This is a genomic window from Streptomyces sp. NBC_01454, assembly GCF_036227565.1.
GTDB lineage: Bacteria > Actinomycetota > Actinomycetes > Streptomycetales > Streptomycetaceae > Streptomyces.
On record NZ_CP109460.1, the window covers coordinates 5627096 to 5652654 of the forward strand.

General features: G+C 71.7%; 23 protein-coding genes. 14 read left to right on the forward strand and 9 right to left on the reverse strand.

Annotation, left to right across the window (positions count from 1 at the left end; genetic code table 11):
• Positions 1-70: 70 nt before the first annotated feature.
• The 3 genes from OIU81_RS24955 to rpsT all read right to left on the reverse strand — a co-directional run bounded on the left by OIU81_RS24955 (position 71) and on the right by rpsT (position 1922).
• Positions 71-781, reverse strand: a complete 711-nt coding sequence (locus OIU81_RS24955; RefSeq protein WP_329151376.1) for a hypothetical protein — start codon at positions 779-781, stop codon at positions 71-73.
• Between the two features lie 213 nt (positions 782-994).
• Positions 995-1273, reverse strand: coding sequence for a hypothetical protein (locus OIU81_RS24960; protein WP_329151377.1), 279 nt, complete (start codon positions 1271-1273; stop codon positions 995-997).
• Between the two features lie 382 nt (positions 1274-1655).
• Positions 1656-1922 carry a 30S ribosomal protein S20 gene (gene rpsT, locus OIU81_RS24965; protein WP_329151378.1) on the reverse strand — a complete coding sequence of 89 codons (267 nt, stop codon included), beginning with the start codon at positions 1920-1922 and terminating at the stop codon, positions 1656-1658.
• Between the two features lie 383 nt (positions 1923-2305).
• Between rpsT and lepA the strand changes: the two genes are divergently transcribed.
• The 5 genes from lepA (at position 2306) to OIU81_RS24990 (ending at position 10818) form a co-directional block, all read left to right on the forward strand.
• Entirely contained in the window at positions 2306-4180 is a 1875-nt protein-coding gene (gene lepA, locus OIU81_RS24970; RefSeq protein ID WP_329151379.1) for a translation elongation factor 4, read from the forward strand.
• Between the two features lie 370 nt (positions 4181-4550).
• The gene (locus OIU81_RS24975; protein WP_329151380.1) at positions 4551-6440 is read left to right on the forward strand and encodes an AMP-dependent synthetase/ligase; all 1890 of its coding nucleotides are present in this window, start codon (positions 4551-4553) and stop codon (positions 6438-6440) included.
• A gap of 274 nt (positions 6441-6714) precedes the next feature.
• Positions 6715-8823, forward strand: coding sequence for a SpoIIE family protein phosphatase (locus tag OIU81_RS24980; protein ID WP_443074040.1), 2109 nt, complete (start codon positions 6715-6717; stop codon positions 8821-8823).
• 44 nt (positions 8824-8867) lie between these two features.
• Positions 8868-10100, forward strand: a complete 1233-nt coding sequence (gene hemW, locus OIU81_RS24985; RefSeq protein WP_329151381.1) for a radical SAM family heme chaperone HemW — start codon at positions 8868-8870, stop codon at positions 10098-10100.
• A 100-nt stretch (positions 10101-10200) separates the two neighbouring features.
• The gene (locus OIU81_RS24990; protein ID WP_329151382.1) at positions 10201-10818 is read left to right on the forward strand and encodes a Uma2 family endonuclease; all 618 of its coding nucleotides are present in this window, start codon (positions 10201-10203) and stop codon (positions 10816-10818) included.
• On the opposite strand, the gene OIU81_RS24995 is transcribed toward OIU81_RS24990, so the two are convergent.
• Positions 10796-11629, reverse strand: a complete 834-nt coding sequence (locus OIU81_RS24995; protein ID WP_329151383.1) for a DUF3097 domain-containing protein — start codon at positions 11627-11629, stop codon at positions 10796-10798. The two genes, OIU81_RS24990 and OIU81_RS24995, sit on opposite strands and share 23 nt — an antisense overlap.
• A gap of 79 nt (positions 11630-11708) precedes the next feature.
• Positions 11709-12446 (reverse strand): MBL fold metallo-hydrolase, encoded by a 738-nt coding sequence (locus tag OIU81_RS25000; protein WP_329151384.1) that lies wholly within the window; start codon positions 12444-12446, stop codon positions 11709-11711.
• A gap of 195 nt (positions 12447-12641) precedes the next feature.
• Here OIU81_RS25000 and hrcA point away from each other — a divergent pair, with 195 nt between their 5' ends.
• The 4 genes from hrcA to OIU81_RS25020 all read left to right on the forward strand — a co-directional run bounded on the left by hrcA (position 12642) and on the right by OIU81_RS25020 (position 16713).
• The gene (hrcA, locus tag OIU81_RS25005) at positions 12642-13658 is read left to right on the forward strand and encodes a heat-inducible transcriptional repressor HrcA (protein ID WP_006605685.1); all 1017 of its coding nucleotides are present in this window, start codon (positions 12642-12644) and stop codon (positions 13656-13658) included.
• A complete protein-coding gene (gene dnaJ / locus OIU81_RS25010; protein WP_329151385.1) occupies positions 13659-14795 on the forward strand; it encodes a molecular chaperone DnaJ in 1137 nt (378 codons plus the stop codon).
• Positions 14796-14890: 95 nt separating this feature from the next.
• A complete protein-coding gene (locus OIU81_RS25015; protein WP_329151386.1) occupies positions 14891-15973 on the forward strand; it encodes a nitronate monooxygenase in 1083 nt (360 codons plus the stop codon).
• Positions 15970-16713, forward strand: coding sequence for a 16S rRNA (uracil(1498)-N(3))-methyltransferase (locus OIU81_RS25020; RefSeq protein ID WP_329151387.1), 744 nt, complete (start codon positions 15970-15972; stop codon positions 16711-16713). Before OIU81_RS25015 ends, OIU81_RS25020 begins: the two co-directional genes overlap by 4 nt.
• Before the next feature lie 390 nt (positions 16714-17103).
• On the opposite strand, the gene OIU81_RS25025 is transcribed toward OIU81_RS25020, so the two are convergent.
• Positions 17104-17532, reverse strand: a complete 429-nt coding sequence (locus tag OIU81_RS25025) for an OsmC family protein (protein WP_329151388.1) — start codon at positions 17530-17532, stop codon at positions 17104-17106.
• Between the two features lie 221 nt (positions 17533-17753).
• Here OIU81_RS25025 and OIU81_RS25030 point away from each other — a divergent pair, with 221 nt between their 5' ends.
• Both OIU81_RS25030 and OIU81_RS25035 read left to right on the forward strand, forming a co-directional pair.
• Positions 17754-18110: a histidine triad nucleotide-binding protein gene (locus tag OIU81_RS25030; protein ID WP_329151389.1), complete on the forward strand. Its 357-nt coding sequence runs from the start codon at positions 17754-17756 to the stop codon at positions 18108-18110.
• Positions 18111-18120: 10 nt separating this feature from the next.
• On the forward strand, positions 18121-19026 hold the full coding sequence (locus OIU81_RS25035; RefSeq protein WP_329151390.1) for a ribonuclease Z: 906 nt from the start codon (positions 18121-18123) through the stop codon (positions 19024-19026).
• A gap of 115 nt (positions 19027-19141) precedes the next feature.
• On the opposite strand, the gene OIU81_RS25040 is transcribed toward OIU81_RS25035, so the two are convergent.
• Positions 19142-19957, reverse strand: a complete 816-nt coding sequence (locus OIU81_RS25040) for an HAD family acid phosphatase (RefSeq protein ID WP_329151391.1) — start codon at positions 19955-19957, stop codon at positions 19142-19144.
• 333 nt (positions 19958-20290) lie between these two features.
• Between OIU81_RS25040 and OIU81_RS25045 the strand changes: the two genes are divergently transcribed.
• Together OIU81_RS25045 and OIU81_RS25050 are read left to right on the forward strand one after the other, a co-directional pair.
• Positions 20291-21376: an S-(hydroxymethyl)mycothiol dehydrogenase gene (locus OIU81_RS25045; protein WP_329151392.1), complete on the forward strand. Its 1086-nt coding sequence runs from the start codon at positions 20291-20293 to the stop codon at positions 21374-21376.
• Positions 21376-22005 (forward strand): MBL fold metallo-hydrolase, encoded by a 630-nt coding sequence (locus OIU81_RS25050; protein WP_329151393.1) that lies wholly within the window; start codon positions 21376-21378, stop codon positions 22003-22005. Before OIU81_RS25045 ends, OIU81_RS25050 begins: the two co-directional genes overlap by 1 nt.
• 162 nt (positions 22006-22167) lie before the next feature.
• On the opposite strand, the gene OIU81_RS25055 is transcribed toward OIU81_RS25050, so the two are convergent.
• Complete coding sequence (locus OIU81_RS25055) at positions 22168-22872, reverse strand: Clp protease N-terminal domain-containing protein (RefSeq protein ID WP_329151394.1); 705 nt, start codon at positions 22870-22872, stop codon at positions 22168-22170.
• 90 nt (positions 22873-22962) lie between these two features.
• Positions 22963-24303: a family 4 glycosyl hydrolase gene (locus OIU81_RS25060; RefSeq protein WP_329151395.1), complete on the reverse strand. Its 1341-nt coding sequence runs from the start codon at positions 24301-24303 to the stop codon at positions 22963-22965.
• Positions 24304-24369: 66 nt separating this feature from the next.
• Between OIU81_RS25060 and OIU81_RS25065 the strand changes: the two genes are divergently transcribed.
• Complete coding sequence (locus OIU81_RS25065; protein ID WP_329151396.1) at positions 24370-25524, forward strand: carbohydrate kinase family protein; 1155 nt, start codon at positions 24370-24372, stop codon at positions 25522-25524.
• Positions 25525-25559 lie beyond the last annotated feature (35 nt).

Sequence of the window (25559 nt, forward strand, 5' to 3'; positions counted from 1 at the left end):
GTCGGCCGGGTCCTGGTCGGTCCTCTATCGCCCACCGCTCAGGCCCCATAGCGGCCCCATCTCGGGACCCCTAGCGCGACCGCGTGCCCTGTAGCCGCTTGAGCGTCTCCGTCGCGCTGGTCTTCAGCATCGTCGCCACCTCGGCGGGGGTCGGCTGCTTGGCCGTGCCGCTGCTTGACACATAGCTCGACCACGTCGACTGAAATGTCATCCAGCCGTCCCGGACGGCGAGGATCACATACGAGCTGTTGCTTGTGCTGCCCTCGTCCTGCCGTGTCACGAGATAGGCCTCGTCGGCGATGCCCGGCACGGCCTCGACCGTATAGCGGGTCGACGTCTCCTGTTTCTCGTACGAGCGGTAGCTGTCGGCGAACTCCGGTGCCGGGTCGGTCTTTTTGTGCAGCGTGACGGTGTTGTCCATCCAGGTCGAGGAGTAGTCGGAACCGGCGGCGTTCTGTGGCTCCAGTGAGACGTTGCACGACATGGTGTCGATGGTGTCCTGCTGGGCACCGTTGTGCTGCGGGTTGGCGTCCTTGGCGGACGTGCTCGCCTTGATGGTGAAGTGGGCGTTCTCGAACGGGGTCAGCGAGGTTTTCGCACACAGATCGCTGGTGTAGCCGTACCCCGCGAGGTCGGGGTCGGCCCCGCCGGAAAAGCTGCCGGTGGCGAACAGTAGGGACGCCCAGATCGCGGAGGCGGCGACGGCACCGCCGATCGCCCAGAGCCAGCCGGCGTTGGCGCGGCCCGTACCTTCACGAGCGCCGGGCAGCCCTGTGGACATGCCGGGCGGCCCCGGGGGAGGAGAGGGCATGCCGACCGCCGGATATCCGTATCCCCCGCCCGGCCCTTGTGGCACCTGCTGCGGAGGCTGTGGTGCGTACGGATTCTGCTGCGGGGCTGCCGAATTCTGTGGCGCGGGCACGGGACCGTAGGGGTGGGGCTGAGGCTGGGCGTAGGGATTGCTTTGTTCCCCCGATATGGACATGGCCGAAGATTAGCGGACATCACCGAAAACGGACCCGGCGCTGCGGACCTGATTTTCCCGGTCGTAGGCGAGTCGACGAATTTCGGCGGCGCGCCCTCTCCGCCCGCCAATCCGCACGACCACCACCGTCCAGATATCCGGGATGCAATGGTGCAATGGATACATCAGATACATCAGATACGCCAGAGATACCGGATGCGTCATCTGCATCAGATGCGTCGGATAGATCAGATGCGCCGGACGTAAGAGCGCCGCAATACCGGGAACCCCACGGCGGGTGTCATACACCAAATCCCTCACGCGAATCCCCCGCACGCATGCCACCAGAGAGAATCCCTTGCCCCCACAGAGAATCCCTCACCATGCTTTCCCCGCTCACCATGCCCCCGCCACCTCATCCCCATGACAAAAGCCCCACCTCATCCCTGGGGAAGGGAAAGGCGGGGCTTTCGTATCAAGCTGTCATGGCTTCGTCGGCGGTGGACGCCGGGCGAGCCGGGTGCGCCGCACCCGCGTGGCGAACGCAGGCCGTGTGCGGCGCGGTGGTGCACCGGTCAGGGAGCGGAGAGAGGGGCCGCTGGATCCCTGTCGGCAGGGGTACTGCAGAGATGCTGCTGGTGGACGAAGATCAGGCCTGGTCGGCCTGGTGAGCTTCGCCCGGAAGGGAAGGTCAGCCCTTGAGGGACGCGACCTTCTTGGCCAGCGCCGACTTCTTGTTGGCGGCGGCGTTCTTGTGGATGACACCCTTGCTGACGGCCTTGTCGAGCTTCTTGGCAGCCTCGGACTGGGCGGTGGTGGCCTTCTGCAGGTCACCGGCCTCCACGGCCTCGCGGGTGCGACGGATCGCGGTCTTCAGAGTGGACTTGACAGCCTTGTTGCGCTGACGAGCCTTCTCGTTGGTCTTGATCCGCTTCATCTGGGACTTGATGTTCGCCACGAAAGAGCCTTTTCAGGTTCGTTGGAGTTTCGAGTTGCGCCACGTACGAGAGAGGGCACGAAGCGCAGTGGACCAGGCTACCAGCAGGGTCTACGGCCTCCCAAACCGGGCCGGAGCCGCCGTCCAGCCGGCCCGCCCGGCCCCTCCCGGAGCCGCTCGAGCGAACCGGGCCGGCCCTCGCAGCCTGCCCCCACCGTAGAGGCCCCGTCCCCCGAAACGCCCCGCCCTCAAGCGGCTCCCCTCCCACCCCGCCGCACCCTCCCGGAAGCCCACGATCACCCCCCGGCCCGCCCAAACCGGACCGAGGCCGTCGCGCATGGGACCATGGGGGAGACGTCACATACCCGAGTCCCGCCTACCCGCGTTCACTGAATGGACCCTGCGTGCCCGCGACCCCTACGAACGTGCCGGAGCCGAGCCGTACCGATCCGGCCCTCCTCCGTAACTTCTGCATCATCGCGCACATCGACCACGGCAAGTCGACGCTCGCCGACCGGATGCTCCAGCTCACCGGTGTCGTCGACCAGCGGCAGATGCGCGCGCAGTACCTCGACCGCATGGACATCGAGCGCGAGCGCGGCATCACGATCAAGTCCCAAGCGGTCCGGCTGCCCTGGGACCCTTCCGAGGGGGAAGAGGGCAGTGGCACGACCCACATCCTCAACATGATCGACACCCCGGGCCACGTCGACTTCACCTATGAGGTGTCCCGCTCGCTCGCCGCGTGCGAGGGCTGCGTCCTCCTCGTCGACGCCGCTCAGGGCATCGAGGCCCAGACACTCGCCAACCTCTACCTGGCGATGGAGCACGAGCTCACGATCATCCCCGTCCTCAACAAGATCGACCTGCCGGCCGCGCAGCCCGAGAAGTTCGCCGCCGAGCTGGCCAACCTGGTCGGCTGCGACCCCGAGGACGTGCTGAAGGTCTCCGCCAAGACCGGCGTCGGCGTGCCCGAGCTGCTGAACAAGGTCGTCCGTGAGGTGCCGGCCCCGGTCGGCGTCAAGGATGCCCCCGCCCGCGCGATGATCTTCGACTCGGTCTACGACGCCTACCGGGGCGTCGTGACGTACGTGAAGGTCGTCGACGGCACGCTCAGCAAGCGCGAGCGCATCCGGATGATGTCCACCGGTGCCGCGCACGAGCTGCTGGAGATCGGCACCAACTCCCCGGAGATGAAGGCTGCCGACGGCCTGTCCGTCGGCGAGGTGGGCTATCTGATCACCGGGGTGAAGGACGTCCGGCAGTCCAAGGTGGGTGACACGATCACCCAGCTCACCAAGGGGGCCACGGAGCCGCTGGGCGGCTACAAGGACCCCAAGCCGATGGTGTTCTCGGGGCTGTATCCGCTGGACGGCTCGGACTACCCCGAGCTGCGCGACGCGCTGGACAAGCTTCAGCTCAACGACGCCGCGCTGGTCTACGAACCGGAGACCTCCGCGGCCCTCGGCTTCGGCTTCCGCGTCGGCTTCCTGGGCCTGCTGCACCTGGAGGTCATCCGCGAGCGCCTGGAGCGCGAGTTCGGCCTCGATCTCATCGCCACCGCCCCCAACGTGGTCTACCGCGTGGAGATGGAGGACGGGGTCGAGCACGAGGTCACCAACCCGAGCGAGTTCCCCACGGGCAAGATCGACAAGGTGCACGAGCCGGTCGTCCGGGCCACGATCCTGGCGCCGAGCGAGTTCATCGGCGCGATCATGGAGCTGTGCCAGACCCGCCGCGGCAACCTCCTCGGCATGGACTACCTCTCCGAGGACCGGGTCGAGATCCGCTACACCCTTCCGCTCGCCGAGGTCGTCTTCGACTTCTTCGACCAGCTGAAGTCCAAGACGCGCGGTTACGCCTCGCTGGACTACGAGCCCACCGGTGAGCAGTCCGCCGACCTGGTCAAGGTCGACATCCTGCTGCACGGCGACAAGGTCGACGCGTTCTCCGCGATCTGCCACAAGGACAAGGCCTACGCCTACGGTGTCCGGCTGGTCGCCAAGCTGCGGGAGCTGATTCCGCGGCAGAGCTTCGAGGTGCCGATCCAGGCCGCCATCGGCAGCCGGGTCATCGCCCGTGAGACGGTCCGCGCCATCCGCAAGGACGTCCTCGCCAAGTGCTACGGCGGTGACATCTCCCGTAAGCGGAAGCTGCTGGAGAAGCAGAAGGAAGGCAAGAAGCGGATGAAGATGGTCGGCAGCGTGGAGGTCCCGCAGGAGGCCTTCATCGCGGTGCTGTCCTCGGACTCCGACGGCGACGCGAAGGCGAAGAAGTAGGGCCTGGCGCCCGGCCGGAAGCGGCCGCGCGCGGCGGTGCGTCAGGGCGCCGGCCTCCTCGGGGGCCGGCGCCCTGACGGCTTTGCGGCTGCACGACGAAGGGAAACCCGGGAGGAATTCCGGAGGGAATGTGGAAGGGTTGTGGAGCACCGCTGTGGAGGCGGTGTGATCCGTTCTGCCAGGTGGGTGCGGTGCGGGGCCGCCACGACGTACTTTCGGGCATTGCGGCTGCTACGTACACCTATTGCGCCGGTCACATCGTGAACCTGTCGTCCACAGCCCCTTACGCGTCGGCGCCTCGCGCTCTACTCTGATCACGCTCAAGGTTACTCGCGAGTCACCAGCAACGAAGCGGGCCCCGGAGGACGCCGTGACGGACACCCACACGCTGATCGAAAACCGGCCGCCCTCGGTGGCGCACCTCTTCCTGGAACGGGTCGCGGCCACGCCCGACATCGAGGCCTATCGCTATCCGGCCCCGTCCGCCTCGGGACAGGGGGCGGACGACTGGAAGGTGCTCAGCTGGGCCCAGGCCGCCGACCGCGTCTACGCCGTCGCCGCCGGGCTCATCGCCCTGGGGGTGCGGCCCGAGGAGCGGGTGGCGCTGGCCGCCAGCACCCGGGTCGAATGGATCCTCGCCGACCTCGGTGTGCTGTGCTCCGGCGCCGCCACCACCACGGTCTACCCCAGTACCAACGCCGAGGAGACCGCCTACATCCTGTCCGACTCCGGCAGCCGGGTGCTGATCGCGGAGGACGCCGGACAGCTCGCCAAGGCCCGCGAACGGCGTGCGGAGCTGCCCGAGCTGGCGCATGTGATCGTCATCGACGACACGGGCGTCCAGCCCGCGGCGGAGGACCCCGAGGGCTGGGTGCTCACCCTCGCCGAGCTGGAGAAGCGCGGCACCGCCCATCTGGAGAGCCACCCGGAGTGCGTCAAGGAGCGGGTCGCCGCGCTGCGCGCCGACCAGCTGGCGACGCTCATCTACACCTCCGGTACCACCGGCCGTCCGAAGGGTGTGCGACTGCCGCACGACTGCTGGTCGTACATGGCCCGCGCGATCCAGTCGACGGGGCTGGTCGCCGAGGACGATGTGCAGTACCTCTGGCTGCCGCTGGCGCATGTCTTCGGCAAGGTGCTCACCGCCGGGCAGATCGCGACCGGCCAGGTGATCGCCGTCGACGGCCGGGTCGACAAGATCATTGACAATCTTCCGGTGGTCCGGCCCACGTACATGGCGGCCGTCCCGCGGATCTTCGAGAAGGTCTACAACGGTGTCGCGGCCAAGGCCCGGCAGGGCGGCGGCGCCAAGTACAAGATCTTCCAGTGGGCGGCAGAGGTGGCCCGCGAGTACGCCAAGGTCTCGCAGGACAACTTCCGCCGCACGGGCAACGCCTCGGTGCCCTTCGCCCTCGGCGCCAAGCACAAGATCGCCGATGCGCTCGTCTACGCCAAGCTGCGGGAGGCCTTCGGCGGCCGGCTGCGTGCCGCGGTCTCCGGCTCGGCCGCGCTCTCGCCGGAGATCGGCTACTTCTTCTCCGGCGCTGGCATCCACATCCTGGAGGGCTACGGCCTGACGGAGTCCAGCGCCGCCAGCTTCATCAACCCCGGCGAGGCCTACCGCACCGGCACGGTCGGCAAGCCGCTGCCCGGCACCGAGGTGCGGATCGCCGAGGACGGCGAGATCCTGCTGCGCGGCCCCGGCATCATGCAGGGCTACCACGGCCTGCCGGACAAGACCGCCGAGGTCCTGGAGGAGGACGGCTGGTTCCACACCGGCGACATCGGCGAGCTCTCCCCGGACGGCTATCTGCGGATCACCGACCGCAAGAAGGACCTGATCAAGACCTCGGGCGGGAAGTACATCGCGCCGGCCGAGGTGGAGGGCCAGTTCAAGGCGGTCTGCCCGTTCGTCTCCAATGTGCTGGTGCACGGCGCCAACCGGAACTTCTGCACGGCGCTGATCGCCCTCGACGAGCCGACGATCATGACCTGGGCCGCGGAGCACGGTCTGGCCGGCAAGAGCTACGCCGAGGTCGTCGCCACCGACCGGGTCCGCGAGCTGGTCGACGGCTATGTCGAGCGGGTCAACGAGGGGCTGCAGCGCTGGCAGCAGATCCGCAAGTTCCGGCTGCTGCCGCGTGACCTGGACATCGAGCACGGCGAGGTGACCCCCAGCCTCAAGATCAAGCGGCCGGTGGTGGAGCGGGTGTTCAAGGACCTGCTCGACGAGATGTACGCCGGGTCGCGCGAGGCGTAGCCGCACGGCGCGGCGCCCCTGAGGCCGGGCCGGCCGCCGCTGCCCGTACCCGCCGGGCGGCGGCGGGTACGGGCGGGAATCGCAAGGTCGCCGGCCCTCTCCGGACAGCCCTTTCGGGCCCCGCTCCGCGCGTCGGCCAACTCCCTCGGCGCGTCAGCCGAATTGACCCCTCGGACCACCCAGTTGTGTGACTCAGTGCTTATGACTGCGCTCGTTCTGTCACTCTGTTGTTGGCGCATCCGGCGCTGTAGCGGAGCTGCTCGGGAGTTGCTCAATGAGGACGACAACTTCGTCTCCACGGGACGACGACGTCACGGCGGCGCGCACGACGATGACCGGCGGGTCCGGCGGCGGCCCCGCGGCCCGTTCCCTGCGGGCCAGCCTGCCCGGTGATCCGCGGGCCGCTGCCGCCGCCCGGCGGCTGGTGCGGTCCGCATTCGTCGAATGGGCGGGCCAGGAGCTCCCCGGCGCCCACCGGCTGACCGGCCGGCTCGCGGACGAGGCGGAGCTGCTGGTCAGCGAGCTGGTGACCAACGCGGTGGTCCACGCCGGCACCGCCGTCGAGCTGCGCTGCCGGCTGGAGTCGCCGGACGGGCCGCGGCCCGGCACGGAGCCGTACGGTGGCCGCCACGGAGATCCGTACGCGGCGCCGTACGCGGAGGGCACCCCCGGCGCGGGCCCCGAGGGCGCCTGGGGCCCCGGCATCCTCATCGAGGTCTCCGATCACCACCCCACGCAGCCGATCCGCGCCCGCGACGACAGCGCCGCCTCCGAAACCAGTGGCCACGGCCTCCAGCTGATCAGCGCGGTCGCCGAATCCTGGGGCATCACCTACCGCCGGGCCATGAAGACCGTATGGTTCCGGCTGCCCATGGGGGCCCCGGACGACGCCGGGCGGCTGGAGCCGGAGCGCGCCTTCGACGACCGGCTGCTCCAGCGCGAGCTGCGGGCGGCCGAGCTCCTCGCCCCGGCGCCGCGCCGGGCCGTCCGGCCGGAACGCGAGGCGGGCGGGGCCGACAACGGCGCCCTGTCCTTCCTCGCCGAGGCCTCCGATCTGCTCTCCGGCCAGCTCGACGCGGACCAGGTCGCCGCGCTCGCCGCCCAGTTGATCGTGCCGCGGCTCGCCGAGTGGTGTGCCGTGTGGCTCTACGACGGCGACGGCGGGGCGCCCGGCCGGGGCATCGCACCGGCCGGTGAGGAGCAGCGCCTCGCCGGCGTCTGGCACACCTGCGAGAGCCATATCGACCCGCTGCGTACCGCGCTGGAGAAGCAGCCGCCGGACCTTCCGGGCAGCGGCCCGTCCGGCAGCGCCCCCGTCCCGGCCGCCTGGCCCTGGCCGCAGGGACCGGGCGGTGACGACGAGCCCGACGGGCCCGGCGGCGCCGCGCTGGCCTGTCCGCTGGTCGCCGGCGGCCGCCGGCTGGGCACCCTGCTGCTCGGCCGCGGCGGACTGCTGGGCTTCCCCGGTGCCGTGGTCGCCCTGATCGAGGACCTCGCCCGCCGGGTCGCCCGCGCCGTCGCCACCGCCCGCGCCTACAGCCGCCAGGAGCGCATCAGCCAGGTCCTGCAGCGCCGGCTGCTGCCCCGCGGCCGGGCGCAGGTGCCCGGTGTGCAGTCGGCGGTGGTCTACGAGCCGCGTGAGGGCGCCTGGGCGGGCGGCGACTTCTGGGACCTCTTCGACGCCGGGGACGGCCGCTGGTGCTTCGCCCTCGGCGACGTCTGCGGCAGTGGCCCCGAGGCGGCCGCGGTGACGGGGCTCGCCCGGCCGGTGCTGCGGCTGCTGGCCCGCGACGGCTTCGGGGTCGCGGCGGTGCTCGACCGGCTCAACAAGACCATGGCGCGGGAGGCCGCGGACTCGGTCGCGGCGGTCGCGGCCGCGGTGGCGGCGGCCGGTGCCGGGGCCGAGGCGCCCGTCGAGATCCGCGAGGAGGGCGAACAGGCCCGCTTCCTGTCCCTGCTCTACGGGGAGATCGTCCCCTACCCCGGCGACTCCCGCGGCTCCCGGGGCGCCCGCTGCACCCTCGCCAGCGCCGGCCATCCGCTGCCGCTGGTGCTGGGCACGGACGGTGCGGTCCGCTGTGTCGCGGCACCGCAGATGCTGCTGGGGGTGGTCGAGGACGCGTCCTACGTCAGCGAATCGTTCGACCTCCGCCCCGGGGAGACCCTGCTGTGCGTCACCGACGGGGTGACCGAGCGGCGCTCGGGCCGCCGGCTCTTCGACGACGAGGACGGCCTGGCCACCACCCTCCAGTCCGGCGCCGGCCTGGACGCCACCGCCCTCGCCGAGCACATCCGCACCACCGTCCACGCCTTCGGCCCCACCCCGCCGGACGACGACCTGGCCCTGCTGGTCCTCCAGGCGGCGGGGAGCGGGGCGCCGTAACCGCGGGAGCGGGTCCGGTCGCGGCATGACGGACAATGGATGCCATGCCTTCCGCACTGCCTGATGGTGAGCCCATGCCCGAGGACGGGGCGCTGCCCGGTCATGCGCTGGCGGGGGCGGCCGGGCGGCCCCTCGGCTTCTACCTGCACGTGCCGTACTGCGCCACCCGCTGCGGCTACTGCGACTTCAACACCTACACCGCGAGCGAGCTGCGCGGCTCCGGCGGCGCCCTGGCCTCGCGCGACAACTACGCCGACACCGTCGTGGCGGAGATCCGGCTGGCCCGCAAGGTGCTCGGCGACGACCCCCGCCCGGTCGAGACGGTCTTCGTCGGCGGCGGCACCCCGACCCTGCTGCCCGCCGCCGACCTCGTCCGGATGCTGGCGGCGATCCGCGAGGAGTTCGGCCTGGCGCCCGGCGCCGAGATCACCACCGAGGCCAACCCGGAGTCCGTCGACCCCCGCTACCTCGCCGCACTGCGCGCGGGCGGCTTCAACCGCGTCTCCTTCGGCATGCAGAGCGCCCGGCAGCACGTCCTCAAGATCCTCGACCGTACGCACACCCCCGGGCGCCCCGAGGCCTGCGTCGCCGAGGCCCGCGCCGCCGGCTTCGACCACGTCAACCTCGATCTGATCTACGGCACGCCGGGCGAGACCGACGACGACTGGCGCGCGTCCCTCGACGCCGCCCTCGGCGCCGGCCCCGACCATGTCTCCGCCTACGCCCTGATCGTCGAGGAGGGCACCCAGCTGGCCCGCCGGATCCGCCGCGGCGAGGTCCCGATGACCGACGACGACGTCCACGCCGACCGCTACCTCCTCGCGGAAGAGGCCCTGACCGCCGCCGGGTTCCGCTGGTACGAGGTCTCCAACTGGGCCACCACCGACGCCGCCCGCTGCCGCCACAACGAGCTGTACTGGACCGGTGCCGACTGGTGGGGCGCGGGCCCCGGCGCCCACAGCCACGTCGGCGGCGTCCGCTGGTGGAACGTCAAGCACCCGGGCGGCTACGCCCAGGCCCTCACCGAAGGCCGCTCCCCGGGCGCCGGCCGCGAGCTGCTGGCCGCAGAGGACCGCCGCGTCGAACGCATCCTCCTGGAGCTGCGGCTCGCCGACGGCTGCCCGCTGGACCTGCTCGCCCCGGCGGGGGCACGGGCGGCGGCCCGCGCCCTGGAGGACGGCCTGCTGGAGGCCGGGCCGTACGGCCGCGGACGGGCCGTCCTGACACTCCGGGGACGGCTGCTGGCTGACGCGGTGGTGCGGGATCTGGTGGACTGATCCTCGAACGAGTGAACCGATGTGGGCGCGCTGCCCACCTGCCTACGCTCTCCCTAGGCTGCTGCCAAATGCACGCGGCGTGATGTGGAGGGCCACGGAGATGACCGCTGTGGATGACCGACCGACCACGGGCAACGGGGATATCGAGCCGACCACGAGCAACATGGTGAAGTTCTTCGAGAACCTGGAGGTTCCCGAGGACGTCAAGGTGGAGCTCCTGCGGGGGGAAATCGTGATGAGGGCGGGGCCGGACCTGGTCCACAACAGGATCGTGCTGAGGGTGCTGCGGCAGATCCCGGATCAGAAGTGGGACTGTCTCCAGACCCAGGACATCGATCTGCTGAGCGAAACCAGTGAGCCCCAGCCCGACCTCGTCGTGTTGGAGCGCGATGCGGGGCCGGAATCGGGCCGGCTACTGCCTGCTCAGTTGATCACGATGCTGGTCGAGGTCGTCTCCAAGAACAGCGTCGACCGTGACTACGGCGTGAAACGGTCCATCTACGCGGCGGGCGGGATTCCCGCCTACCTCATCGTCGACCCCGTCATGGCGCAATGCGTCCTGCTCACCGACCCCGTCGGCAGTGGCGAGGAGGCTGACTACCGGACTCAGCGGATCGGCAAATTCGGCGAATCCGTGCCCTTGGGGCTGCTCGACGTCGACCTGGACACCACCGAGTTCGGCATCCTCCCCAACGTCAGGCCGCACCGCCGTCCGTGACGAAGTCGATCAGTTCCTCAACCCTTCCCAGCAGCGCCGGCTCCAGGTCCTTGTAGGAGCGCACGCGCGACAGGATGTGCTGCCAGGCCGCCCCGGTGTTCTCCGGCCAGCCCAGTGCGCGGCACACGCCCGTCTTCCAGTCCTGCCCGCGCGGGACGGTGGGCCAGGCCGGGATACCGACGGACGACGGCTTCACCGCCTCCCACACGTCGATGTACGGGTGGCCGACGACCAGGGCGTCCGCGCCCGTCACCTCGGCCGCGATCCGGGACTCCTTCGAGCCGGGGACGAGGTGGTCGACGAGGACGCCGAGGCGGGCGTCCGGCCCGGGGGAGAAGCTGCGGACGATCGCCGGGAGGTCGTCGATGCCCTCCAGGTACTCCACGACGACGCCCTCGATGCGCAGGTCGTCGCCCCAGACCCGCTCGACGAGTTCGGCGTCGTGCCGGCCCTCCACATAGATGCGCCCGGCGCGGGCGACCCGGGCGCGGGCGCCGGGGACGGCGAGCGAGCCGGAGGCCGTACGGGCCGGAGTGCTCGGCGCCGGGCGGCCCTGGGGGCGTACGAGGGTGACGACCTTGCCCTCCAGAAGGAAGCCGCGCGGGGTCATCGGAAAGACGCGGTGCTTGCCGAAGCGGTCCTCCAGGGTGACCGTCGGGCCCTCGGCCGTCTTCTCGCAGCGGATCACGGCGCCGCAGAAGCCCGTGGTGACCTCCTCGACGACCAGATCCGGGTCGGCCGGTACCTCCGGGGCGGGGCGCTGCTTCTTCCAGGACGGGGTCAGGTCGGGGCTGTAGCGCTTGCTCTGCATGGGCCTGTTCTGCGCCTGTTCTGTTCGAGGAGGGGGATGCGAAGTGGGGGCGGCGGGCGGTGGACGGTCGGGGCAGGGGTCAGGAGGCGGGGGCGACGCCGAAGCGGGTCGCCAGGGCGTCCCGCTGGGCGTGGACGAAGGCGGCGTCCACCACGGCGCCGTGGCCGGGGACGTAGACCGCGTCCTCGCCGCCGAGGGCCAGCAGCCGGTCCAGCGCGCCGGGCCACTGCTGCGGCAGTGCGTCCGGGCCCGCCTGCGGCTCACCGGACTCCTCGACCAGATCGCCGCAGAAGACGATCTCGGGGGCGCCCTGCCGGCCCGGGACCAGGACCGCGAGATCGTGGGCGGTGTGCCCGGGACCGACGTTGGCGAGCAGCACCTGACGGTCGCCGAGCTCGACGGTCAGCTGGCCGTGGACGTGGTGGTGCGGGGCGACCAGCAGATCGGCGGCCTCCGCGGCGGCGTCCCGGTCGACGCCGTGCCGTACCGCGTCGTGCCGCAGCTCGTCCTTGCCGCGGCGCAGCAGATCACCGAGGCCGGCCGCGCCGAACACCTCGACGCCCGCGAAGGCGGCGGTGCCCAGCACATGATCGAAATGCGGGTGGGTGAGCGCGACATGCGTCACGTCCCGGCCCAGCACCCCGCGGATCGTCCGGCGCAGCTCCGCGCCGTCGCGAAGGGTCGCGCCGGTGTCGACGATCATGACGCCGGTGGTCCCCGCGATCACCCCGATCGTCTCGTCCCACCCCGGCATCCGGCGCCTGGTGACACCGTCACCGAGCCGTTCCCAGCCGGCCTCTTCCCAAGCAGTGTGCATACCGAGACGCTAGCGCCCTCGCGATAGCGTTGCCCGGCAGATCGGCCGAACACGGGCATCGGGCGGTTGCTCCGCGCGGCCGCCCTTGCCGTGGCCGTGCTACCCGGCCGTACACTGGCTCCGGGTCTGGCACTCTGCCCGTGTGAGTGCCAGGAGGATCGAGACGCCGGGACGGCCGGACTGGAGGTGCGCGGAATGCTCAGTGAACGCAGGCTCGAAGTGCTGCGCGCCATCGTCCAGGACTATGTCGGGACGGAGGAGCCGGTCGGCTCCAAGGCACTCACGGAGCGCCATCAGCTCGGGGTCTCCCCGGCGACGATCCGCAACGACATGGCGGCCCTGGAGGACGAGGGGTTCATCGCCCAGCCGCACACAAGTGCCGGGCGGATCCCGACCGACAAGGGCTATCGCCTGTTCGTCGACAAGCTGGCCGGCGTCAAGCCGCTGTCCAGCCCGGAGCGGCGGGCGATCCAGAATTTCCTGGACGGCGCCGTCGACCTCGACGACGTCGTCGGCCGCACGGTCCGGCTGCTGGCGCAGCTGACCCGGCAGGTCGCCGTCGTGCAGTACCCCTCCCTGACCCGCTCCACGGTCCGGCACGTCGAGCTGCTGGCGCTGGCCCCGGCCCGCCTGATGCTCGTACTGATCACGGACACCGGACGGGTCGAGCAGCGGCTCATCGACTGCCAGGCGCCGTTCGGTGAGATGTCCCTGGCGGATCTGCGGGCGCGGCTCAACAGCCGGGTCGTGGGCCGCAGGTTCGCGGATGTGCCGCAGTTGGTGCAGGATCTCCCGGAGTCCTTCGAGCAGGACGACCGCGGCACGGTCTCGACAGTGCTGTCGGTGTTGCTGGAGACTTTGGTGGAGGAGACCGAAGAGCGACTGGTGATCGGCGGCACCGCCAATCTCACGCGCTTCGGGCACGATTTTCCACTGACCATCCGGCCGGTGCTGGAGGCCCTTGAGGAGCACGTGGTGCTGCTCAAGCTGCTCGGGGAGGCCAAGGACTCGGGCATGACCGTACGTATCGGGCATGAGAATGCCCATGAAGGCCTGACGTCCACATCGGTCGTCGCGGTCGGCTACGGTTCGGGCGACGAGGCAGTCGCCAAACTCGGCGTGGTCGGACCGACCCGCATGGACTACCCCGGAACGATGGGAGCGGTACGCGCAGTGGCACGTTACGTCGGACAAATCCTCGCGGAGTCGTAAGTGGCCACGGACTACTACTCGGTCCTCGGCGTCGGCCGCGACGCCTCGCAGGACCAGATCAAGAAGGCCTTCCGTCGGCTGGCGCGCGAGCTGCACCCGGATGTGAACCCCGACCCGAAGACCCAGGAGCGGTTCAAGGAGATCAACGCCGCTTACGAGGTCCTGTCGGATCCGCAGAAGAAGCAGGTCTACGACCTCGGCGGCGACCCCCTCTCGCAGGCCGGCGGCGGCCAGGGCGCGGGCGGCTTCGGCGCGGGCTTCGGCAACTTCTCCGACATCATGGACGCGTTCTTCGGCACCGCGTCGCAGCGCGGCCCGCGCTCGCGCACCCGCCGGGGCCAGGACGCCATGATCCGCCTCGATGTCGAGCTGAACGAAGCGGCCTTCGGCACGACCAAGGACATCCAGGTCGACACCGCCATCGTCTGCACGACGTGCACCGGCGAGGGCGCGGCGCCGGGTACCTCGGCGCAGACCTGTGACATGTGCCGCGGCCGCGGTGAGGTCTCGCAGGTCACCCGGTCCTTCCTCGGCCAGGTCATGACCTCCCGGCCGTGCCCGCAGTGCCAGGGCTTCGGGACCGTCGTGCCGACACCGTGCCCCGAGTGCGCCGGCGACGGACGGATCCGCTCCCGCCGCACCCTGACCGTCAAGATCCCCGCCGGTGTCGACAACGGCACCCGCATCCAGCTCGCGGGGGAGGGCGAGGTCGGCCCCGGCGGCGGCCCCGCCGGCGACCTCTACGTGGAGATCCACGAGCTGCCGCACGCGGTCTTCCAGCGGCGCGGCGACGATCTGCACTGCACGGTCACCATCCCGATGACGGCGGCGTCACTGGGCACCCAATGCCCGCTGGAGACGCTGGACGGGGTCGAGGAGATCGACGTCCGGCCCGGCACCCAGTCCGGCCAGTCCATCCCGCTGCACCAGCGCGGGGTGACCCACCTGCGCGGGGGCGGCCGGGGCGACCTCATCGTCCATGTCGAGGTGCAGACGCCGTCCAAGCTCGACCCCGAGCAGGAGGAGCTGCTGCGGCGGCTCGCCAAGCTCCGCGGTGAGGAGCGGCCCACGGGGCAGTTCCAGCCCGGTCAGCAGGGGCTGTTCTCCCGTCTGAAGGACGCCTTCAACGGGCGATAGCCCAGGTGAGCCGGGGTCCGACGGCGTTCGTCCCGGCAGCCGCGACAGCGTGGCCCCGATGCGGGGCGAGGCGGTGGGCGTGACACGATGAGGTCATGCCCACCGCGCTCACCGATCTCTGCCGCCACCCGATCGTGCAGGCCCCCATGGCGGGCGGCGGATCCGGGCCCGAACTGGCCGCCGCCGTCTGCGGCGCCGGCGGTCTCGGCTTCCTCGCCGCCGGCTACAAGACCGCCGACGGGATGTACCAGGAGATCAAACAGCTGCGGGCGCTGACCGACCGGCCCTTCGGCGTCAACCTCTTCATGCCGCAGCCGTCCCTGGCCGACGGCTCCGTCGTCGAGGTCTACCGCGAGCAACTCGCGGGCGAGGCCGCCTGGTACGAGACCGAACTCGGCGACACCGAGGGCCCCAGCGACGACGGCTACGAGGCCAAGCTGGCGATCCTGCGGGAGGACCCGGTGCCGGTGGTGTCCTTCACCTTCGGCTGCCCCTCGCGCGCCGTCCTCGACTCCTTCGCGCAGGTCGGTACGTACACGGTCGTCACGGTCACCACCGCCGCCGAGGCGCAGGCCGCCCAGTGGTCCGGCGCCGACGCGGTGTGTGTGCAGGGCGTGGAGGCCGGCGGGCACCAGGGCACCCACCGGGACGACCCGCATGCGGACGGGACCGGGGCGGGGCTGGGGCTGCTGGCGCTGCTCGGCCAGGTCCGCGAGGCCGTACAGATCTCGGTGATCGCCGCGGGCGGGCTGATGCGCGGCGGGCAGCTCGCCGCGGTGCTGGCCGCCGGGGCGAGCATGGCGCAGCTGGGCACCGCCTTCCTCGCCACCCCCGAGTCGGGCGCCAACCCGCTGCACAAGCAGGCGCTGACCAACCCCCTGTTCACCCATACCGAGTTGACCCGGGCGTTCTCCGGGCGCCCGGCCCGCGGGCTGGTGAACCGCTTCATGCGTGAGCACGGCCCGTACGCACCGGCCGCCTACCCGGCCGTCCACTACCTGACCTCCACCGTCCGCAAGGCCGCTGCCAAGGCGGGCGACGCCCAGGGGATGAACCTGTGGGCGGGGCAGGGCCACCGGCTGGCCCGGGAGCTGCCCGCCGGGCGCCTCGTGGAGGTGCTGATGGCCGAACTGGACGCGGCACGCGCCGCGTTGACCCTCCGCGGCGGCGTCTCATGACCGCGCCCGTCTTCCTCGTCGATTCGCTCGCGGACATCCGGGCCGGCGGCACGCTGACCCTGGACGGCCCCGAGGGGCGGCACGCGGTGTCGGTGCGCCGGCTGCGGGCCGGTGAGGAGGTCGTCCTGACGGACGGTCAGGGCGCTGGCGCGCACGGCACGGTCGCCGCCGTCGAGGGCAAGGACCGGCTCACCGTCGCGGTCACCGCGCTGCGCACCGAGGACCCGCCGCAGCCCACGATCACCGTCGTCCAGGCGCTCCCCAAGGGTGACCGCGGCGAGCTGGCCGTCGAGACGATGACCGAGACCGGCGTGGACGCCATCGTGCCCTGGCCGGCGGCGCGTTGTGTCACCCAGTGGAAGGGCGAGCGGGCCGCCAAGGCGCTGGGCAAATGGCGCGCCACGGCCCGTGAGGCGGGCAAGCAGTCCCGCCGGCTGACCTTCCCCCGGGTCGCCGACCCGCTGACCACCCGGCAGGTGGCCGCCCTGCTCGCCGACGCGGACTTCGCTGCCGTGCTCCACGAGGAGGGCAGCGCCCCGCTGGCCACCGCCGAACTCCCCGCCAAGGGCTCGATCGTGCTCGTCGTCGGGCCGGAGGGCGGCGTCTCCCCCGAGGAGCTCACCACCTTCGCCGAGGCCGGCGCCCGGCCCTACCGCCTGGGCACGACCGTGCTGCGGACGTCCACGGCGGGCACCGCGGCGACGGCGCTGCTGCTGGGGCGCACGGGGCGCTGGAGCTAGGACCGGGCTCTCGGGCCGCGCTCTCGGGCCGCGTTCTCAGGCCGGGCTGGACCGGGCTGGACCGGGTCGCTCCGCGACTCCCCACGGACGGCGTCCCCCTCGATCGACCGGCGTGAGCGAGCCGATCAGCCGCGCTCGTTGCGGTGTTCCGCCGCCGGGCCAGGACCGGCAACCGCAGGGAACGCCATGCGGGCCGTCGGGAGGCCCGCCGTCTTGCCGCCGAGCCGGCGGAGGGCGGCGAGTGACCCCGTCCCTCCTCGACCGGCACCCGGCTGACGTGGCCCTGGACCGCTGGGGACGTGAACGGGCAGCGGTGCGCCGGCGGGCCCTCACCAGCCCGCCGGCGCACCGCCGTTCACGCGAAGGGCGCCGGCCCGGGCCGGCGCCCGGTCAGACCAGGGTGGCCGACAGTGTGATGTTCTTGACGCCCGCCAGTGCCTGGCTCACCGGGCAGTTGGCCTTGGCGTCCTGCGCCGCCGCCTGGAACTCCTCCTCCGAGAGGCCGGGGACGCTGGCCTTGACGGTCAGGGCGATGGCGGTGATGCCCTCGCCGGGCTGGAAGGTGACGTCGGCCTGGGTGTCGAGGGCCGCGACGGTGTAGCCCTTGCCCGCCAGGCCGTGCGAGAAGGCCATGGAGTAGCAGGAGGAGTGGGCCGCCGCGATGAGCTCCTCGGGGCTGGTGACGCCGCCCGGCTGCTCCGCGCGGGCGGGCCAGTTCACGTCGTACGTGCCGACCTTGGAGGACTCCAGGGCGACGGTGCCCTTGCCCTCCAGGAGGTTGCCTTCCCAGTGGGTCTTGGCGGTGCGCGTGGTTGCCATGGTGCAAAACTCCCGGTTGTGGGCGAAAGCGATGTCCGGGCCCAGCTTAGTGATCCGCGGGGCGGGCGCCGCGGAGGGCCCGGGGTGCCGCCCTCCGGTGGCCGCACGGGCCGCCCCCCTCCGCTCCGCCCCGGCCCTTGCCGCGCCCCGTGGGCGGCGCCCGGTAGCATCCGAGGGCCGTACGCACCGTGCGTACGGGGACGAGCTGGGAGGAGCCACCGGTGGCGGGAGAACCGCAGGCCGATTGCCTGTTCTGCAAGATCGTGGCGGGGGAGGTGCCGGCGACCATCGTCCGGGAGACCGAGACCACCGTCGCGTTCCGCGACATCAACCCCCAGGCCCCGACGCACATCCTGGTGATCCCCAAGGTGCACTACGCGAACGCCCTGGAGCTGTCCGCCGCGGAACCGGCCATCGCCGGCGACGTGCTGCACCAGGCGGGCCTGGTGGCCGAGGCGGAGAAGGTCGACGAGACCGGCTACCGCATCGTGTTCAACACCGGCCCCGGCGCCGGCCAGACCGTCTTCCACGCCCATGCGCATCTGCTGGGCGGCCGCGACCTGCAGCGTCTGGTCTGACGGGGCCGACTTGTCCGTACGCGAACTGGTCATCCTGGGGACCGCCAGCCAGGTCCCCACCCGGCACCGCAACCACAACGGCTATCTGCTGCGGTGGGACGGTCAGGGGCTGCTCTTCGACCCCGGAGAGGGAACCCAGCGGCAGATGCTGCGCGCCGGGGTCGCCGCCCATGACCTGAACCGGATCTGTGTCACCCACTTCCACGGTGACCACTCACTGGGGCTGGCCGGGGTGATCCAGCGGATCAACCTCGACCGGGTGCCGCATCCGGTCACCGCCCACTACCCGGCCAGTGGCGAGCGCTTCTTCGACCGGCTGCGGTACGCCACCGCCTACCGGGAGACGGTCCAGCTGGACCAGCGGCCGGTGAGCGCCGACGGCGAGCTGGACCGCACGCCGTCGTACGTCCTGGAGGCGCACCGCCTCTCGCATCCGGTCGAGTCCTACGGCTACCGCCTCGTGGAGCCGGACGCCCGCCGGATGCTGCCGGAGCGGCTGGCGGCCCACGGGATCGGCGGGCCGGACGTCGGGCTGCTGCTGCGGCGCGGCGAGCTGAAGGGCGTCACCCTCGACGAGGTGAGCGAGCAAAGGCGCGGCCAGCGGTTCGCCTTCGTCATGGACACCCGGCTGTGCGAGGGCGTCCATGTGCTCGCCGAGGGGGCCGACATGCTGGTCATCGAGTCGACGTTCCTCGACGAGGACACCGAGCTGGCCGTGGAACACGGCCATCTGACCGCCGGGCAGGCCGCGGGGGTGGCCGCACGGGCCGGGGTGCGGCATCTGGTGCTGACGCACTTCTCGCAGCGCTACGCCGACCCCGCGGAGTTCGAGCGGCAGGCCCGCGCGGCGGGCTTCACCGGCGAACTGACCATCGCCCAGGACCTCTTGCGCGTACCGCTGCCCAAGCGGCGCTGACCGCGCGGGGCGCTGAGCCCGTACGGCGGCGGCCTGCGCACGGCGCGGGCCGCCGCGGCCGCCTACCGCGGGGGCGCCTTCCGGCCCGCCCCGCCCGGGCGGGCCCGAGGCGTGGTCACGGCAGGAAGTACATCGGGTTCGGCAGCTTGAAGGTCCGCTGCCCGGCACCGCCGCTCAGATCGCTGTACTGGTCCCCGAAGTTGGCCACGATGCGGTAGCCGAGGGACTCGATGTGCTGGCGGGTGCCCGACTTGTACTCGACGGTCGTGCAGGTGGCGCCGCACGGCAGATAGGCCGGCGGGTGCTCGGTGTCCTTCAGGTAGACGTGCCGGCGATCCAGCGTCACCCCGTAGCCGACGTTCTTCAGGTTGCGCACGCTCCAGTCGCGCTGCGCCTCCTTGCGGCCGGTGAGGAAGAAGACCTCGGCGCCCTTGTCGTGTGCCCACTCGACGAGCCGGTTCATCCCGAAGACCGGATCCATGTCGGTGCTTTCGAGGTACTTGTCCTGGCTCTCCGGGGTGAAGTGGAAGCCGACCTGCAGCTCGTAGTTGTAGGTGAGCAGGGTCGTGTCGTCGATGTCGAGCACGATGGCCGGCTTCGCCTTGCCGCCGGTCCGCCCGTGCCGGTCGAGAGCCTTGGTCAGATAGGCGCGGGCCTTGGTCTCGATGCCGCGGACCTGCCGTGCGTAGTTGCTGTGCGGGGAGGCGTAGTGCTGTCCGTCCGCCGTCACCGTGTCGCCGTAGTACGCCTTGATCTTGTCCTGCACCTGCGTGAGGTTGGGGATCTCCTTGTCGGTGCGCGGCACGGAGTGTTCGGCGGAGGCCTGGCCGATGCCGAACACGGCGGTGCCGGTGACCAGGGCGGCGACCGTCGCGGCACCGAGGCGCGCCTTGCGCGGGAGGGCGGTGCGGAAACGGGTGGGGCGGGGCATGCGCGGCTCCTCAAATTGTCATGAGCGGACCCATGGGTCGGCTCCAGTAGGTCTAACAGAGCCTCACATCGGTATCTACGCGCGAAGATTCAACGGTTGGTAAAGGTTGGGCGTGGGGCGGGAGTTGGCGGTCGGCCGGGTGTCCGGGGGCACCGTGCGCGAGGGTCGGCGTGTGGAGGGGGCGGCGTCGCGGCCGAAGGGCCCGGTCGGCGGCTGATCACGGACCCGGCCGAGGTCCTGTGCGCGAGGGCCCGCCGCGCGTACGGTGAGGCACGGATCGGTGGCGGTGCGCCACAGTGGTCCCGTACGTGATCTTTGAAAGGGGCTGTCCCGATGGCACAGGAAGTGCGCGGTGTGATCGCGCCGGGGAAGAACGAACCGGTCCGGCTGGAGACGATCCTGGTGCCGGACCCGGGCCCCGGCGAGGCCGTGGTGAAGATCCAGGCGTGCGGGGTGTGCCACACCGATCTGCACTACAAGCAGGGCGGCATCAACGACGACTTCCCGTTCCTCCTCGGGCACGAGGCGTCCGGCGTGGTGGAGTCGGTCGGCGACGGGGTCACCGATGTGGCGCCGGGTGACTTCGTCATCCTCAACTGGCGGGCGGTGTGCGGCGAGTGCCGGGCCTGCCGGCGCGGCCGCCCCCAGTACTGCTTCGACACCCACAACGCCCGGCAGAAGATGACCCTCAAGGACGGCACGGAGCTGAGCCCGGCGCTGGGCATCGGCGCCTTCGCCGACAAGACCCTGGTCGCCGCCGGACAGTGCACCAAGGTCGACCCGGAGGCCCCGCCCGCCGTGGCGGGGCTGCTGGGCTGCGGGGTGATGGCGGGCATCGGCGCGGCGATCAACACCGGCAACGTCGGGCGCGGCGACTCGGTCGCGGTCATCGGCTGCGGCGGCGTCGGCGACGCGGCCGTGGTGGGCGCGCGGCTGGCCGGAGCCGCCCGGATCATCGCGGTGGACATCGACGACCGCAAGCTGGAGACGGCGCGCTCCATGGGCGCCACCCACACCGTCAACTCCCGCACCCACGATCCCGTCGAGGCGGTCCGCGGGCTGACCGGCGGCTTCGGAGCGGACGTCGTCATCGAAGCGGTGGGCCGCCCCGAGACCTACCGGCAGGCCTTCTACGCCCGCGACCTGGCCGGAACCGTCGTCCTGGTGGGTGTCCCCACCCCGGACATGACCCTGGAGCTCCCGCTGCTGGACGTCTTCGGTCGCGGCGGCGCTCTCAAGTCGTCCTGGTACGGCGACTGTTTGCCCTCCCGGGACTTCCCGATGCTGATCGACCTCCACCAGCAGGGCCGGATCGACCTCGGCGCCTTCGTCACCGAGATCATCGGCATCGAGGACGTCGAGCAGGCCTTCGCACGGATGCAGGCGGGCGACGTCCTGCGTTCGGTGGTGACGCTCTGATGACGGTCCGCATCGACCACCTGGTCACCTCCGGAACCTTCTCGCTCGACGGCGGCACCTGGGACGTCGACAACAACGTCTGGATCGTCGGCGACGACGACGAGGCGATCGTCATCGACGCGGCACACGACGCCGACGCCATCTTCCGGGCCCTCGGCGGCCGGACGCTGCGCGCGATCATCTGCACCCACGGGCACAACGACCACATCGACGCCGCCCCGGCCCTGGCCTCCCGCACCGGCGCGCGGATCCATCTGCACCCCGCCGATCTGCCGTTGTGGAAGATGACCCACCCGGACACCGCACCGGACGCGGAGCTGGCGGACGGCCAGGTGCTGACCATCGCCGGTACGGACCTGACCGTGCTGCACACCCCGGGGCACGCGCCCGGCGCGGTCTGCCTCCACGCGCCCGAGCTGGACACCGTCTTCACCGGAGACACCCTTTTCCAGGGCGGCCCCGGCGCCACCGGCCGGTCCTTCTCCGACTTCCCGACGATCGTCGCCTCGATCCGGGACCGGCTGCTGACCCTGCCCCCGCGGACGCAGGTACGCACCGGGCACGGCGACCCGACGACGATCGGGGACGAGGCCCCGCACCTGGAGGAATGGATCAAGCGGGGGCACTGACGGACGGTTTCGAACGGAGTCGTGGTGCACGGCTGCCTCTCACCCACCGTGCACCACAAGGCTTTTGGTGACCTCGGGTGGGGTGGGCGGCACGGGCGCACCGGTCCGTGCCGGGTGGGAAGGCCGTGCCGGCCCGGTCCTCCGCGGCGACTGACCGTTTCGCTACGGCTTGTCGCGCGCGGCGGACCGTTCGGCGATCTCGTTCTTGACCGTCTCGCGCAGCTCGTCCGACGTGAAGCCGAGGCTGCGCAGGATCTGCGCAGCCGGGCTCTCCTCGGCGCGGATCAGACCCAGCAGTGTGTGTTCCGTGCCGACCCAGTCGTGGCCGAGGTCGGCCGACGCGCGGCGTGCCTGCTCGATGGCCTCCTTGCTCTCCGGCCGGAACGCGATGTGACCCCGCAGCGCCTTCTCACCGGCCGGCGGGAGTGCTTCCTCGATTGCGTCGCGGATGCGCTGCTCCGACTCGGTTTTCGCGAGCAGCACCTCGTATGCCAGGCCCCGCGGTTCGCCGAGCAGGCCGAGCAGCATGTGTTCGGTGCCGATGAAGTCGTGCTTGTGCGTGCGGGCGGCCTCCTGCGCCAGCACGATGCTGTGCCGGTTCAGGTGGGTGTACCGCTCGAAAGGGCCGGGTGCGTGGCGTTGCTGGGCGGCCTGCTTGGACACCCCGATGGCGTCGCCGATCTCGGTCCACGACGCGCCGGCCTGCTTGGCCTTGCTGACGTAGTGGTCGATGAGCTGGTCACCGAGGTCGGACAGGGTCTGGGCGCGCAGTCGCGCCTCGCTGATGTGGGCCAGTTCGCCGGCGTCGGGGAGTTCCTCGTCGAGGCGGGCGATCAGGTCGGCGAGGCTGATGTCGAGTGGACTCATACGTCAACCTTAAGTTGACGATCCAGGAGCGTCAACCTGCAATTGACGCTTACTCCGGGTCCGCTCCGCAGCCTTGTGGGGTGGTCCGGTTCACCCCTCCGTGGCCGCCCGTTCCAGGATGCGGGCGGCCACCGCGGGGGAGTCCACCAGCGGATGCAGCGCCAGCGCCCGCAGCGCGGCGCCGCGGTCCTTGAAGGTCGCCGCTTCCACGGTCGCCCGCTCCACGGCCTTGAGCTGCAACATCAGCCCCAGTTGGTCCGCGCGCAGCGGCGCGGTGGGCAGTGGCCGGGCGCCCTTGGCGCTCACCTCGCACACCGTCTCCACGATCGCGTCCGGCGCCAGCTGCGGCACCGTCGTCCCGTTGCGGACATTGAGGATCAGCCGGGTGCCGCTGTCGCCGAGGATGGCGTGCATCAGCGCCAGCGCCACCCGGTCGTAGCCGCCGCCCTCCAGGTCGTGGCTGTCGCGCTGCCAGCCGCCGGACGCCTCCCGGCTGTGCGCCATGTACGTCTCCTCGCGCTCCAGCCGGGTCCGCTCCCACAGCCGGTAGGCCTCGTCCGGGCCGCCGGCCGCCGCGGCCCGCGCGAAGAAGCCGCCCTGCTGCTGGTCGAGGAACTCGCCGCGGGTCTCCCGGGTGTCCCGTACGGAGTCGAGGGTCTCGCGGCGGAAGTAGTAGTAGTGCAGATACTCGTTGGGCAGGGCGCCCAGGGTCCGCAGCCACTCCCCGCCGAACAGCCGGCCCTCCTCGAAGGACCCCAGCGCGGCGTCGTCGGCCAGCAGCCCCGGCAGCAGCTCGGCGCCGTCCAGCGTCAACGACCGCAGCCAGCCGAGGTGGTTGAGGCCCACGTAGTCGTAGCCGGTCCGCGCCGGGTCCGCGAGGGCCGCCGGGTCCGCGCCGGCCGCCCGTGCCGCCCGGCGCACCAGCCCGACCGGCGAATCGCAGATCCCGATGACACGGTCGCCCAGCACCTGGGACATCGCCTCGGTGACCGTGCCCGCGGGGTTGGTGAAGTTGATGACCCAGGCCCCCGGGGCGAGCGCCGCGACCCGCTCGGCGATGTGCAGCGCCACCGGGACCGTCCGCAGCCCGTAGAGGACACCGCCCGCGCCCACCGTCTCCTGGCCGAGCACCCCCTCCGACAGCGGGATCCGCTCGTCCCGTATCCGCCCCGCCGTACCGCCCACCCGGATCGCCGAGAAGACGAAGCCGGCGCCGGCCAGCGCCTCGTCCAGACTCTCCGCGACCCGTACGGGAACGGGCGCCGGATGTCCCTGCGCCAGCCGTGCCAGCACCTGGGCGATCACCGCCACCCGGTGCGGGTCGGTGTCGTGCAGCACCACCTCGGAGACGGCGGGTGCCGGGTCGTCCAGCAGTGCGCGGTAGACCAGCGGCACCCGGAAGCCGCCCCCGCCGAGAATCGTCAGCCTCATGGGGCGGAACGTACCGCAGCATCAGGCACACTGGCGGCACGTGCAGATACGAGAGGGGAGAGCACGGTGAGCAGCCGACGCGATGACCTTCCGCCCGTGGGCCCGGCCGCGGTGCCACCGAGTCTCGATCCGCTGGCCGGTGTGCGCGCCGACGGCGATCCGCGCACCGATGTCTACCTCACCGGCACGGTCTTCCTGGACATCATCTTCACCGGCCTGGATTCCGCCCCCGTCCGCGGCACCGAGTCCTGGGCGCGCGGCATGGGCTCCAGCCCCGGGGGCGTCGCCAACATGGCCACCGCGCTGGCCCGGCTCGGACTGCGCACCTCACTCGCCGCAGCCTTCGGCGACGACCACTACGGCGAATACTGCTGGGAGGCGCTCGAACAGGGCGAGGGCATCGACCTGGCGCTGTCCCGCACGGTCCCCGGCTGGCACTCCCCGGTCACCGTCTCCATGGCGTACGAGGGCGAGCGCACGATGGTCTCGCACGGCCACGAGGCGCCGCCGCCCGACTTCGCCTTCGACGGCAAGCACGCCCCGGGCTGTCCGCCGCCGACCAGGGCCTGCGTCGCCTCGCTGGTGCCGGGCCGCCGGGAGGGCTGGCTGGGGTGCGCGGCGGGCCGCGGCAGCCGCATCTTCGCGGACGTGGGCTGGGACGACAGCGGCCGCTGGGACCCCGCCGACCTCGCCGACCTCGAACACTGCGAGGCGTTCCTGCCCAACGCCGAGGAGGCGATGCGCTACACCCGCACGGACTGCCCGCGCGCCGCCGCCCGCAAGCTCGCCGACCGGGTCCCGCTCGCGGTGGTCACCCTGGGTGCGGAGGGTGCCTGCGCGGTGGACGGGCGGACCGGCGAGAGCGCCGAGGTCCCCGCCATCGCCGTGGAGGCGCTGGACCCGACCGGCGCCGGGGACGTCTTCGTCGCCGGCTTCGTCACCGGCACGCTCGCCGCCTGGCCGCTCACCGACCGGCTCGCCTTCGCGGGGCTGAGCGCCGCGCTGTCCGTGCAGGAATTCGGCGGCTCGCTGTCCGCGCCGGGCTGGGCCGAGATCGCCGCCTGGTGGCAGCAGGTGCGGGGGTACGGGACGGGCGCGGCGGGCACACCGGGTGTGCTGTGCCGCCAGTACGCCTTCCTGGACGAGGTGCTGCCCGCGGCCTACCGGCCCGCCCCGCTGGCCCGCGCCCTGCCGACCCTGGGCTTCCGCCGCCCGGCCTGAACCGCGCGGCGACGGGCCCCGCGCCCCGGCGCCGC

Excerpts from the sequence above, each read along its gene's own strand:
- OIU81_RS24980 (WP_443074040.1), top strand. The coding sequence starts at position 6,715 with ATGAGGACGACAACTTCGTCTCCACGGGACGACGACGTCACGGCGGCG.
- OIU81_RS25060 (WP_329151395.1), bottom strand. The coding sequence starts at position 24,303 with ATGAGGCTGACGATTCTCGGCGGGGGCGGCTTCCGGGTGCCGCTGGTC.
- OIU81_RS24990 (WP_329151382.1), top strand. The coding sequence starts at position 10,201 with ATGACCGCTGTGGATGACCGACCGACCACGGGCAACGGGGATATCGAG.
- OIU81_RS25000 (WP_329151384.1), bottom strand. The coding sequence starts at position 12,446 with ATGCACACTGCTTGGGAAGAGGCCGGCTGGGAACGGCTCGGTGACGGT.
- hemW (WP_329151381.1), top strand. The coding sequence starts at position 8,868 with ATGCCTTCCGCACTGCCTGATGGTGAGCCCATGCCCGAGGACGGGGCG.
- OIU81_RS25020 (WP_329151387.1), top strand. The coding sequence starts at position 15,970 with ATGACCGCGCCCGTCTTCCTCGTCGATTCGCTCGCGGACATCCGGGCC.
- hrcA (WP_006605685.1), top strand. The coding sequence starts at position 12,642 with ATGCTCAGTGAACGCAGGCTCGAAGTGCTGCGCGCCATCGTCCAGGAC.
- OIU81_RS25045 (WP_329151392.1), top strand. The coding sequence starts at position 20,291 with ATGGCACAGGAAGTGCGCGGTGTGATCGCGCCGGGGAAGAACGAACCG.
- OIU81_RS24995 (WP_329151383.1), bottom strand. The coding sequence starts at position 11,629 with ATGCAGAGCAAGCGCTACAGCCCCGACCTGACCCCGTCCTGGAAGAAG.
- OIU81_RS24955 (WP_329151376.1), bottom strand. The coding sequence starts at position 781 with ATGTCCACAGGGCTGCCCGGCGCTCGTGAAGGTACGGGCCGCGCCAAC.
- OIU81_RS25050 (WP_329151393.1), top strand. The coding sequence starts at position 21,376 with ATGACGGTCCGCATCGACCACCTGGTCACCTCCGGAACCTTCTCGCTC.
- OIU81_RS25025 (WP_329151388.1), bottom strand. The coding sequence starts at position 17,532 with ATGGCAACCACGCGCACCGCCAAGACCCACTGGGAAGGCAACCTCCTG.
- OIU81_RS25055 (WP_329151394.1), bottom strand. The coding sequence starts at position 22,872 with ATGAGTCCACTCGACATCAGCCTCGCCGACCTGATCGCCCGCCTCGAC.
- OIU81_RS25040 (WP_329151391.1), bottom strand. The coding sequence starts at position 19,957 with ATGCCCCGCCCCACCCGTTTCCGCACCGCCCTCCCGCGCAAGGCGCGC.
- OIU81_RS25015 (WP_329151386.1), top strand. The coding sequence starts at position 14,891 with ATGCCCACCGCGCTCACCGATCTCTGCCGCCACCCGATCGTGCAGGCC.